The sequence below is a fragment of the Dactylosporangium sp. NPDC000521 genome, assembly GCF_042898305.1.
GTDB lineage: Bacteria > Actinomycetota > Actinomycetes > Mycobacteriales > Micromonosporaceae > Dactylosporangium.
Genome location: NZ_JBIAYW010000031.1, coordinates 36149 through 47256 on the forward strand (window position 1 = coordinate 36149; position 11108 = coordinate 47256).

Genomic DNA, 11108 nt, shown 5'->3' on the forward strand with positions numbered 1-11108 from the left:
TGCCGGCACTCACCGGACCCGGGCTACGCTGCTGGCGTGCCGGGAGCCGAGCTGGAGGAACTGACCGTCGCCGACGCCGCCGCGCTGCGGGCGTGGCTGTCGGCCAACCATGCCACGTCGAGCGGTGTCTGGCTGGCCCTGACCAGGAAGGGCGGCGCGGTCACGACCCTGACCTGGCAGCAGGCGGTCGACGAGGCGCTGTGCTTCGGCTGGATCGACGGGCAGAGCCGCAAGGGCGACCAGGACGTCTCGTGGATCCGGTACACCCCGCGCACGCCCCGCAGCTCCTGGTCGCAGCGCAACGTCGGGCACGTGGCCAGGCTGGAGGAGCAGGGCCGGATGACGCCGGCGGGCCGCGCGGCGGTCGACGCGGCGAAGGCCGACGGGCGGTGGGCGGCCGCCTACGCGCCGCCGTCCGAGGCGGAGGTGCCGGCCGACCTCATCGCCGCGATCGCCGCCGACCCCGCCGCCCAGGCCATGTTCGACGTGCTCACCAAAACCAACCGGTTCGCGCTCATCCACCGGCTCAACGCCGTCAAGCGCGCGCAGACGCGGGAGCGGAAGGTCGGCGAGTTCGTCGCGATGCTGGCACGGCACGAGACCATCTACCCGCAGAAGGCCAGACCCGCCGCCCCGCCCGCCTGATCGGCGGCCGAGGGGCGGGACGGGGCCGCGATCGACGTCGTTCTCTCCTACAGTGGTCGGCACGGAGCCGCCGCCGACGGCGGCCTTCGACGGTGTCTGGAGTGCTGCGGGGGTGGCCGAGACAACCGGCCGGCGTCCCGTCGCCGATCGGCTCGGTCCTGGTATGGGAGTCGGGGGCCGATGCAGTTTTGCCTGCTGGGTGCGGTGGAGTTGTGGGACGGCGACGCGCGGGTCGACCTGGGCCCGATGAAGCAGCGCATGGTGCTGGCGGTGCTGCTGGCCGACGCAGGCCGCTCGGTCGGCCCGGACGTGCTGATCGACAGGGTGTGGAGCGACCGGCCACCAGCGCAGGTCCGCAACGCGCTGCACACGTACGTGGCCCGGCTGCGCAGCCTGCTCGGCCGGCTCGGCGAGGACCCGCCGCGGCTGGTGAAGCAGCCGGCCGGGTACCGACTGGACACCGGCGGCGCGACCGTCGACCTGCACCGCTTCCGTGCGCTGGTCGACGCGGCGGCCGGCGGCACCGCCGAGGAGCGGGTCCGGCTGCTCGGCGAGGCGGTCGAAGGGTGGGCCGGCGAGCCGCTGGACGGCATGGAGGGTGCGTGGGCGGACGAGTGCCGCACCCTGTGGCGGGCCGAGCACCGCGACGCCACCGTCCGCTGGGCCGCTCTGTCGCTCGGCCTGGGCCGCGGCGCGGCCACCATCGCCCCGCTGGAGCAGCTGGCCGAGCGGTTCCCCCTGGTCGAACCCGTCACCGACGCGCTCATGCGGGCGCTGCACGCGGCCGGACGCGACCCCGAGGCGCTGGAGCGCTACGAGCGGCTGCGCCGCCTGCTCGCCGACGAGCTCGGCACCGACCCCGGCGCCGGCCTGCAGCAGCTGCACCAGTCGATCCTGCGCGGCGAGCTCGGCGCCCCGGCGACCGACGTCGCCGCGCAGCTGCCTGTCGGGGTGACCGGGTTCGTCGGGCGGCAGGCGCAGCTCGACCGGCTCGACGAGCCGTCGGAGATCACCGTCCTGCACGGCGCGCCGGGCGTCGGCAAGACTGCGCTCGCGCTGCGGTGGGCGCACGCCCGCACCGATCGGTTCCCGGACGGGCAGCTGTACGTCGACCTGCACGGCTTCTCCGCCGGAGGTGCGGTGACCGAGCCGGGTGCCGCGTTGCGCGGGTTCCTGGAGGCGCTCGGGGTGCCGGCGCGACGCATCCCCCTCGACGTCGACGACCGGGCTGCCCTGTACCGCAGCCACCTCGCCGGACGTCGCGTGCTGGTGGTGCTCGACAACGCCCGCGACGCCGAACAGGTCCGTCCGCTGCTGCCCGGCACGCCCACCGCGCGGACCGTCGTGACCAGCCGCAACCGGCTCGCCGGGCTGCAGGTCGCGTACGCCGCCCGGACCGTCGCCCTGGACCTGCTCGACGAGCCCGAGGCGGTGCGGCTGGTCGCACACCGCATCGGCGTCGCCCGCGCGGCCGGCGAGCCGGCGGCGCTGCGGGAGATGGCCGGCCGCTGCGCCGGGCTGCCGCTCGCGCTGGCCGTCCTGGCCAGCCGCATCGTGATGCGGCCCGGCGTGCCGCTGGCCGTGCTCGCCGAGGAGCTGCGTGAGGACGGCAGCACGCTGGACGCTCTCGCCAGCGACGACCCTGCGATCGACGCGCGGACCGTGTTCTCCTGGTCGATGCACGGCCTCAGCCCGGCCGCGGCACGGCTGTTCCGGCTGCTGGGGCTGCAGTTCGGCAACGACATCAGCGTCCCGGCGGCGGCCAGCCTCGCCGCGCTGCCCGTCGCGCAGACCCGGCGGCTGATCCAGGAGCTGCTCGGCGCGCAGCTGCTGGCGGAGCGGCGGCCCGGCCGGTACGCCATGCACGACCTGCTCATGGAGTACGCCAGGGAACTCGCCGAGGCGCAGGACGCGGCCGCCCGGCACGCGGCGGAGGTGCGGCTGCTCGACCATTACCTGCACGTCAGCCACGCGGCCCGGCTGCAGCTGACGCCGATCTACGGCTACCTGACCCTGCCCGCGCCGGCGCAGGACGTGCAGGCCGTGCCGATCGCCGACTACGACGCCGCACGCATCTGGTTCACCACCGAGTATCCGGTGCTGGCCAACGCGGTCCGCCGCGCGCTCGCCCTCGGGCTGCCCGCCGTCGCCTGGCGGCTGAGCTGGGCGTTCGGCAAGTTCCAGCAGCAGAATCAGTACGGTGGGGACTGCATCGACGACGGTTGGCTGGTGCTCGACGCGGTCGTGCGCGCCGGTGACCGGGTCGGCGAGGCCTATCTGCGGCACAGCCTGGCGGTGGCGTACAACCGGGTGGGGCAGAGCGGGCGGGCCCGCGAGCTGGCCGAGGAGGCGTGCCGCATCCACGGGGAGATCGGCAACGTCGCCGGTGAGGCGCTGTCGCTGACGACGCTCGGCGTGATCGCCGACTACGCCGGCGAGCCGGCGCTGGCCCGCCGGTGCCACGAACGCGCGGTCGAGCTCAACCGGTTGGCCGGCAACCGCCTGGGCGAGGCCCACGCGCTCAACTCGATGGCCTGGCTGGCGTGCACCACCGGCGATCACCAGGAGGCCGTCGAGTGCGGCCTCGCCGCCCTGGAGGCAATGGCGGACCACGACGCGGTGACCTTCCGCGCCGCCACCTGGGACACCGTCGGCTTCGCGTACCACCACCTGGGGCAGCTCGACCGGGCCGCGAGCTGTTTCCGCAGGTCCATCCGCTACTACGAGCGCAGCGGCGACGTGTATCTGCTGTCGGAGGTGCACGAGCATCTCGGTGCGGTCCTGCTCGACCGTGGTGACCGGGATGGCGCGCGCGCCCAGTGGCAGCAGGCCGAGCGGTTGCTCGATGAGCTGCAGCACGGCCGGGTGATGCAGCTGCGCAGGCGGCTGGCGGACCTGGACGAGCCGGCCGGCACTGCCACGGCGTTACAGCTCAGCGACGCTGGATAGCCCGCACGGGCCGACCCGGTTCGCCGGGTCGGCCCGTGGCCGGGGTCGGTCAGCCGAGGGCGACCGGCCCGTGCCAACCGGTGGCGTTCCAGTACTTCTCGGTCAGCGTGCCACCGGTGGTGTAGTACACCTCCATGGCGCTGCCTGCCGGGTTGTAAACGGCGCTCGGTGCGCCGGTGACGCCGCTGGCGAGGTACACGGTGTTGCTCCAGCCCTGCGGCGTCCAGTACTTCTCGACAAGGTTGCCGCCGCTGTTGAAGTACACCTCCAGGGCGTTGTTGAGCGGGTTGGCGACGGCGACGGGGCTGCCGGTGATCGCGGCGCCGAGGCCGACGGGTCCCTGCCAGCCGTTGGCGTTCCAGTATTTTTCGGTGAGGGTGCCGCCGGCGTTGTAGTACACCTCCAGGGCGTTGCCGGCCGGGTTGTAGACGGCGCCGGGTGTGCCGGTGACGCCGCTGGCGAGGTACACGGTGTTGCTCCAGCCCTGCGGCGTCCAGTACTTCTCGACGAGGTTGCCGCCGCTGTTGAAGTACACCTCCAGGGCGTTGTTGAGCGGGTTGGCGACGGCGACGGGGCTGCCGGTGATCGCGGCGCCGAGGCCGACGGGTCCCTGCCAGCCGTTGGCGTTCCAGTATTTTTCGGTCAGCGTGCCGCCGGCGTTGTAGTACACCTCCATGGCCTTGCTGACCGGGTTGTAGACGGCGCCGGGTGTACCGGTGACGCCGCTGGCGAGGTACACGGTGTTGCTCCAGCCCTGCGGCGTCCAGTACTTCTCGACGAGGTTGCCGCCGGAGTTGAAGTACACCTCCAAGGCGTTGTTGAGCGGGTTGGCGACCGCGACCGGGGCACCGGTGATCGCCACGCCGAGGTTCACCGGACCGTGCCAGCCGGACGAGTCCCAGTACCGCTCGGTGAGCACACCACCGGCGTTGTAGTACACCTCGAGCGCCTGCGACGCCGGGTTGTATACCGCCGACGCCTGCTGCCCCACGGCGTCGTCATCGACGGCATTCTTGTAGCGGATCGGGGTGAACGTCCCCAGATCGCTCCACGAATTGAACCCCAGGTTGTTCCAGACGGGTGTCCGCGTGTACGGGTTCTGGACGCGTTCGGCGGGCTTGCCGTCCTTCGCCGCGTTGTTGAACGAGTAGACGTAGGCACCGTCGTGCGGGTTGCCCGGGTTCTTCCAGAACGCGAACAGCTCGATGTGCCCGTCCCGGACCATCGCGTCGCCGGGGAGGAACCGCTCGAGCCCGCCGGGCACCGACATCCACGGATGGTTCGGGTCGTTGCCGGTCAGTTGCTCCTGGAAGTCGTCGGTGACCGGGCTGTTCGTGGTGCCGGCGTGGGACAGGCGCAGCACCGGCAGGTGCCAGGCGTCGGCGACGAGGCCCGAGCAGTCACGCCGGTACGCCTCGCCGGTGCAGGGCTTGCCCGCCACCGTCTGGGTGACCGGGTTCCAGCAGCTTTCCTGGTCGTACGTGACGGGCTGGTCAGCCAGGGTCTGGGCCCGGGCCAGGATCTCGGAGCGGCTGATCTGGCTGCCGGGGGTCGACGCCGCGGCGGCCGGAAGGGCCGGGCCGGCGGCGAGCGTCCCCGCGGTGGCGACGATGCCGAGCGCGGCTGCGACGGCGAAGGAGAGGGAGGCGTGGCCGAGGCCTCGCACGAGACGGGATGCGGACATGGTGAAGCTCCTGATGAGGTGAGGGATGGTCGGATGGCTCAGTGCCTGGCGGCGAAGTCGAGGACCGCGCACGCCTGGGCGATCTCGGCGGTGCCGTCGCCGCAGCCGAGGCCCGCGCCGCGGGCGAGGGTGCGCCACTGCCCGTGGCTGTACTGCAGGAAGAACTGGTCGCCGTCCGGCCGTTCACCGGACGGCGCGGGACTGGCCTTGGCGTAGAGCCGGGCGTACCCGCCGACGCAGGCGTAGACCTTGACCTCGCCGAAGCCGGTGACCGGTCCGGGCTGCGTCCTGACGTACGCCAGCAGCGCCGCCGGGGCGCACGCCTCGGTGAAACCGGCCGGCGCGGCCGGCAACGCCGACAGCGACGGCTGCGGCGCGGGAGCGAGGGGGTCGCCCTGCGCCGGCGGCACGCCCTGCGCGGGTGCGCTTCGTGCCGGTGCGCTCTGTGCCGCCGGCGGGGTGCCGGTGGCGGGTTGCTGCGGTGCCGCCGCCGGCGTGGTCGGCGCGGCCGCGGCCATGGTCGTCACGGCGGCGGCCGGCCGGGTCGCCGCCGGATCGGAGTGGTGCGCCTGCGAGCACGCGCCGAGGGCGGTCAGGACCAGTCCCGCTGTGACGGTGCCGGCCAGCACACGGGCGGTGGTGAGCAGCGGGGTCATGACGGCGCCTCAGCCCGCCGCGCCGAGGGGGACCGGCCCGTGCCAGCCGGTGGCGTTCCAGTACTTTTCGGTGAGGGTGCCGCCGGCGTTGTAGTAGACCTCCATGGCGTTGCCGGCCGGGTTGTAGACGGCGCCGGGTGTACCGGTGACGCCGCTGGCGAGGTGGACGGTGTTGCTCCACCCCTGGGGGGTCCAGTACTTCTCGACGAGGTTGCCGCCGCTGTTGAAGTACACCTCCAGGGCGTTGTTGAGCGGGTTGGCGACGGCGACGGGGCTGCCGGTGATCGCGGCGCCGAGGCCGACGGGTCCCTGCCAGCCGTTGGCGTTCCAGTACTTTTCGGTGAGGGTGCCGCCGGCGTTGTAGTACACCTCCAGGGCGTTGCCAGCCGGGTTGTACACCGCGCTCGGTGTACCGGTGACACCGCTGGCGAGGTACACGGTGTTGCTCCAGCCCTGCGGCGTCCAGTACTTCTCGACGAGGTTGCCGCCGGAGTTGAAGTACACCTCCAGGGCGTTGTTCAGCGGGTTGGCGACGGCGACGGGGCTGCCGGTGATCGCGGCGCCGAGGCCGACGGGTCCCTGCCAGCCGTTGGCGTTCCAGTACTTTTCGGTCAGCGTGCCGCCGGCGTTGTAGTACACCTCCATGGCCTTGCTGGCCGGGTTGTAGACGGCGCCGGGTGTGCCGGTGACGCCGCTGGCGAGGTGGACGGTGGTGCTCCACCCTTGCGGCGTCCAGTACTTCTCGACGAGGTTGCCGCCGGAGTTGAAGTACACCTCCAGGGCGTTGTTGAGCGGGTTGGCGACCGCGACCGGGGCACCGGTGATCGCCACACCGAGGTTCACCGGACCGTGCCAGCCGGACGAGTCCCAGTACCGCTCGGTCAGCGTGCCGCCGGCGTTGTAGTACACCTCCAGGGCCTGGCTCACCGGGTTGTACACCGCCGCCGCCTGCTGCCCCGCGTCGGCACTGCGGGCGACCGCGTCGACGATCCGCTGCGCGTCCGCCGCCTGCGTGCCGTACCGGTCGGGGTACGCCGACACCTGCACCTTCTGGCAGACGGTGCCGATGTCCGCCGTCTGCCACGCGTTGTTCGGGTACAGCTGCAGCATCTTGTTCAGGAACGCGCTGGTCGCCCAGGCCGGGTCGAGCCGCTGGCTGATCGTGCCCCAGTTGTCCTGCTGCTGGAACAGCCCGACGCTGGTGTGGTCCACCTGGTTGGGGTTGTTGCGCAGCTCGCTCTCGACGATCGCCGTGGTGACGGCGATGACCGACGCGCGTGGCGCGAGACCACGGCGCTGCACCTCGTCGATGATCGCCTGGGCGCACGACACCCGATAGCCGTTCATCGCGTTGCGGAGCTTGCCGGCGAGCACCCCGTTGAGCTCGGCGGCGAGCTGGTTCTCGCGGCCGCCGACCGGGCCGCACGCGACGTCCGGCTGGGCCGCGGTGACGGCGGCTGACTCACCCGGGCTGAGCCTGTCGGGGGTCGCGGCGCGTGCCGGCGCCGCGAACACCGTCGACGCGGCGAGACCGACCGCCGCGGTGACGAGGGCGGCGCTGAGCCGGCCCAGGACTTGTGACATCGCTTCTCCTCGATTGGCACACCTTGTGCCGTGCGGAGAAGCATCGACCGGCGGTCATGAACGATTCTTAACTACGGACAGTGCTCTCGCGGGCGCCCAGGGTAGGGCTGCCGGACGCCGCGGTGGCGCGCCTGCGCGGTCCGAGCTGCACGGGCAGCCCGCGTCCCTTGACCTCGATCAATCCCATGCCGCAGATCGGGCAGTGCCTGTGGCGACGCCGCGACGGGAAGGTCTGGGCCCGCCGTGGTCATGGCTACGAGGAACGACGATCCGGGGGCACCGGATACGGCGACGGCCGACGACGCCGGGAGTCGGCTCAGCCGGTGAGTCCGGGCGGCAGCGTCGGCAGCAGCGGCGGCAGCGTCGGCAGCGGCAGACTCGGCCCGGGCAGCGGCGGCACCTGCGGTGTCGGCAGGCCGGGGACGAGGTCACCGGGACCGGTCGTGGGGTCCCCGCCGCCCGATCCGGGGGTGTGGCCAGGCGTGGTGACGCCCGGCGACGGCGCCGGGGTCGAGGGGGTGACCGGCGTGGTCGGCGTGCTGGCGGGTGCGGCCGGGCCGGTCGCCGCCGGCAGGGAGCGGCGGATCTCCTCGATCCGGTCTCGCAGCCGCTGCCGCGTCGCCGGGTCTTCGACCCGTTCCACGTCCGTCGCGGCGACGTCGAGCAGGCGGCGGGCGTCGTCGTGGCGTCCGGCCGCCACCGCGTCGCCGGCCAGCGCGATCGTGTGCTCCACCGCCAGGACGTCGGCCTGCTGCGGGTACAGCACCCGGGTGAGCGGCCAGAGCGGATTGTCCGGTCCCGAATGACGGGCGCCGAGCGCCGCGCCGCCGAGGAGCACGGCGGCCGCCACGGCACCGGCGAGCATCCTCCGGACGCCGGTGCGGCGGCGGGCGGGCAGCGGCACCGGGATGCCGGAGGGGGGGTCCGCGGGTAGGTCGGTGCCGAGGTCTGCCCTCCAGCCCGCCAGGAGGCCGGCGAGGTCGTCGTCGTCCGGTGCCGGTTCGCCGTGGCCGAGGGCGTCGAGCAGCGCGTCGTCGGCCTGGATCTCGGCCAGGTCGACGGGCGGCTCGCCACTGCGCTCCGTCACCACGTCACCTCGCTCCGCTCGACGGCGCGGTCACGCGCCGGCCCGTTCACGCCGCCACCTCGCCCAACGTGTCGCCTGCCAGCGTACGCAGGCGGGCCAGCGCGCGGGACTGCGCGACCCGTACCGCGGGCGCGGACATGCCGACGATCGCGCCGACCTCGTCGGCCGGCAGCCCCACCGCCACCCGCAGGACGAGGATCTCCCGCTGCGGCTCGGGCAGCTGGGCCAGCAGTCCGGACAGGCGCCGCGCCAGGTCGGTGCTGAGCGCCCGCTGCTCCGGGCCCGGCGCCGCGTCGGGCCGGTCAGCGAGCGTGTCGAGCGGGGCCGTCCCGGCGTCGCGGACGGCGGCGCGTTGCGCGTCGGCGACCTTGTGCGCCGCGATCCCGTAGACGAAGGCGGTGAACGGCCGCCCCTGGTCACGGTACTTGGGCATCGCCCGCAGCAGCGCGAGGCACACCTCCTGCGCGATGTCGTCGGCGGTCGTGTACGCGCCGCCCACCCGCCCGAGCCTGGCCCGGCAGTAGCGGACGATGCCGGGCCGCAGCCTGGCGAGCAGCGCCGCCGTGGCGTCCGGATCGGCCCGCATGGCGCGGTCCACGAGCTCTGGTTCGATCGTTGCCGTCATCGCGTTGGGTGTGCACCTTCGTGACCGGGGGGTTTCCGCACGGTAACCGGCGGCGGCCGATCCCACCAGCCGGACGGGCGGTCGCGAAAAAATTCCGGCCCGCGGTGTTACGCCGGGCGCCCCTGCCGCGATGTCACAGGCAACGGGTTCAGGCAGGAGGGCCGGATGGGCGTCGAGGTGCGTGTCGAGGCACTGGCGAAGTCCTTCGGTGCCCAGCCGGTGTGGTCCGACGTGAGCCTCACCCTGCCCGCCGGCGAGATCTCGGTCCTGCTCGGCCCGTCCGGCACCGGCAAATCGGTGTTCCTCAAGACGCTGGTCGGCCTGCTCAAGCCGGACCGGGGCGCCATCTGGATCGGTGAGCACGACCTGACCCGCCTCGGCGAGCGGGAGCTGTACGAGGTGCGGAAGCTCTTCGGCGTGCTGTTCCAGGACGGCGCGCTGTTCGGCTCGATGAACATCTACGACAACGTCGCGTTTCCGCTGCGGGAGCACACCCGCAAGCCGGAGCGGGAGATCCGGGCGATCGTCGCGGAGAAGCTGGAGATGGTCGGCCTCGTCGGCGCGGAGCGGAAGCTGCCCGGGGAGATCTCCGGCGGGATGCGCAAGCGCGCCGGCCTGGCCCGGGCGCTGGTCCTCGATCCGGAGATCGTCCTGTTCGACGAGCCGGACTCGGGTCTTGACCCGGTGCGCACCGCCTACCTGAACCAGCTGATCATCGACCTCAACCAGCAGATCGACGCGACGTTCCTGATCGTCACGCACGACATCAACACGGCCCGTACGGTGCCCGACAACATCGGGCTCATCTACCACGGCCACCTGGCGATGTTCGGCCCGCGCGAGATGCTGCTGTCGAGCACCGAGCCGGTGGTTCGGCAGTTCCTCAACGCGCAGCGGGTCGGGCCGATCGGCATGGCCGAGGAGAAGGACGCCGACGAGCTCAAGGCCGAGGCAGACGCCGGTGTCGAGCTTCCGCCCCTGCCGCCGATCCCGCTGCAACTGCAGCCGTCGGACGGCCTGCCGCGCCGGGCGGAGCGACCGCCCGGCGAATGGTGCTTCGAGCACGGCGTCATTCCGCCGCCGGGGTCCTTCCACACCGAACCGGGGCGGGTCCGATGACCGCGCCGCTGCGCCAGTCCGGGCTGTTCTTCGCGTTCTGCCTCGACGCGCTGCGGGGGCTCGGCCGACGGCCGTTCCAGGTGCGCGAGTTCCTGCAGCAGGCATGGTTCGTCAGTTCCGTGTCGATCCTGCCGGCGGCACTCGTCTCGGTCCCGTTCGGCGCGGTGATCGCGCTGCAGCTCGGCTCCCTGGTCCGCCAGCTCGGCGCGCAGTCGTTCACGGGCGCGGCGTCAGTGCTCGCGGTGGTTCGCGAGGCCGGCCCGATCGTCACCGCGCTCATCATCGCCGGCGCGGGCGGCTCGGCGATCTGCGCCGACCTCGGGGCGCGGAAGATCCGCGAGGAGCTGGACGCGATGGAGGTGCTGGGCATAGACCCGCTGCACCGCCTCGTCGCACCCCGGATCGCGGCCACGATGCTGGTCGCGGTCCTGCTCAACGGCCTGGTCAGCGTGGTGGGCGTGGCCGGCGGCTACTTCTTCAACGTCGTCATGCAGGGCGGCACGCCGGGCGCCTACCTGGCCAGCTTCCAGGCGCTGGGGCAGCTGCCGGACCTGGTCGTCGGCGAGATCAAGGCGCTGTGCTTCGGCGCGGTCGCCGCGCTCGTCGCCTCGTACAAGGGCATGACGGCACGCGGCGGGCCGAAGGGCGTCGGGGACGCGGTCAACCACAGCGTGGTCATCACGTTCATGTTGCTGTTCGCGCTGAACTTCGTCATCACCGCCGTGTACTTCCAGATCGTGCCGCAGAAGGGGAGCTGAC

Annotated in this window: 9 protein-coding genes; 4 read left to right on the forward strand and 5 right to left on the reverse strand. The window is 72.8% G+C overall.

Annotation, left to right across the window (positions count from 1 at the left end; translation table 11 throughout):
• Positions 1 to 36: 36 nt before the first annotated feature.
• Both ACFY3L_RS49235 and ACFY3L_RS49240 read left to right on the forward strand, forming a co-directional pair.
• A complete protein-coding gene (locus tag ACFY3L_RS49235; RefSeq protein ID WP_389341002.1) occupies positions 37 to 645 on the forward strand; it encodes a YdeI family protein in 609 nt (202 codons plus the stop codon).
• Positions 646 to 825: 180 nt separating this feature from the next.
• Positions 826 to 3594 (forward strand): BTAD domain-containing putative transcriptional regulator, encoded by a 2769-nt coding sequence (locus tag ACFY3L_RS49240; protein WP_389341005.1) that lies wholly within the window; start codon positions 826 to 828, stop codon positions 3592 to 3594.
• A 49-nt stretch (positions 3595 to 3643) separates the two neighbouring features.
• On the opposite strand, the gene ACFY3L_RS49245 is transcribed toward ACFY3L_RS49240, so the two are convergent.
• From ACFY3L_RS49245 to shbA, 5 genes are all read right to left on the reverse strand, one after another.
• Complete coding sequence (locus tag ACFY3L_RS49245) at positions 3644 to 5278, reverse strand: hypothetical protein (protein ID WP_389341008.1); 1635 nt, start codon at positions 5276 to 5278, stop codon at positions 3644 to 3646.
• A gap of 38 nt (positions 5279 to 5316) precedes the next feature.
• Positions 5317 to 5934 carry a hypothetical protein gene (locus tag ACFY3L_RS49250; protein WP_389341011.1) on the reverse strand — a complete coding sequence of 206 codons (618 nt, stop codon included), beginning with the start codon at positions 5932 to 5934 and terminating at the stop codon, positions 5317 to 5319.
• A 9-nt stretch (positions 5935 to 5943) separates the two neighbouring features.
• Positions 5944 to 7518, reverse strand: a complete 1575-nt coding sequence (locus ACFY3L_RS49255; RefSeq protein ID WP_389341015.1) for a hypothetical protein — start codon at positions 7516 to 7518, stop codon at positions 5944 to 5946.
• Between the two features lie 316 nt (positions 7519 to 7834).
• Positions 7835 to 8605 carry an anti-sigma-D factor RsdA gene (locus tag ACFY3L_RS49260; RefSeq protein WP_389341018.1) on the reverse strand — a complete coding sequence of 257 codons (771 nt, stop codon included), beginning with the start codon at positions 8603 to 8605 and terminating at the stop codon, positions 7835 to 7837.
• Positions 8606 to 8651: 46 nt separating this feature from the next.
• Positions 8652 to 9230: an RNA polymerase sigma factor ShbA gene (gene shbA / locus ACFY3L_RS49265; RefSeq protein WP_389341021.1), complete on the reverse strand. Its 579-nt coding sequence runs from the start codon at positions 9228 to 9230 to the stop codon at positions 8652 to 8654.
• A 165-nt stretch (positions 9231 to 9395) separates the two neighbouring features.
• Between shbA and ACFY3L_RS49270 the strand changes: the two genes are divergently transcribed.
• Positions 9396 to 10349, forward strand: coding sequence for an ABC transporter ATP-binding protein (locus ACFY3L_RS49270; RefSeq protein WP_389341024.1), 954 nt, complete (start codon positions 9396 to 9398; stop codon positions 10347 to 10349).
• Positions 10346 to 11107, forward strand: coding sequence for an MlaE family ABC transporter permease (locus ACFY3L_RS49275; protein WP_389341027.1), 762 nt, complete (start codon positions 10346 to 10348; stop codon positions 11105 to 11107). The genes ACFY3L_RS49270 and ACFY3L_RS49275 overlap by 4 nt, the downstream gene beginning before the upstream one ends.
• The last annotated feature ends 1 nt before the right edge of the window (position 11108 follow it).

Bases quoted from the DNA above. Each gene is read 5' to 3' on its own strand.
- ACFY3L_RS49240 (WP_389341005.1), top strand. From the start codon at position 826: ATGCAGTTTTGCCTGCTGGGTGCGGTGGAGTTGTGGGACGGCGACGCG.
- ACFY3L_RS49245 (WP_389341008.1), bottom strand. From the start codon at position 5,278: ATGTCCGCATCCCGTCTCGTGCGAGGCCTCGGCCACGCCTCCCTCTCC.
- ACFY3L_RS49250 (WP_389341011.1), bottom strand. From the start codon at position 5,934: ATGACCCCGCTGCTCACCACCGCCCGTGTGCTGGCCGGCACCGTCACA.
- ACFY3L_RS49255 (WP_389341015.1), bottom strand. From the start codon at position 7,518: ATGTCACAAGTCCTGGGCCGGCTCAGCGCCGCCCTCGTCACCGCGGCG.
- shbA (WP_389341021.1), bottom strand. From the start codon at position 9,230: ATGACGGCAACGATCGAACCAGAGCTCGTGGACCGCGCCATGCGGGCC.
- ACFY3L_RS49270 (WP_389341024.1), top strand. From the start codon at position 9,396: ATGGGCGTCGAGGTGCGTGTCGAGGCACTGGCGAAGTCCTTCGGTGCC.
- ACFY3L_RS49275 (WP_389341027.1), top strand. From the start codon at position 10,346: ATGACCGCGCCGCTGCGCCAGTCCGGGCTGTTCTTCGCGTTCTGCCTC.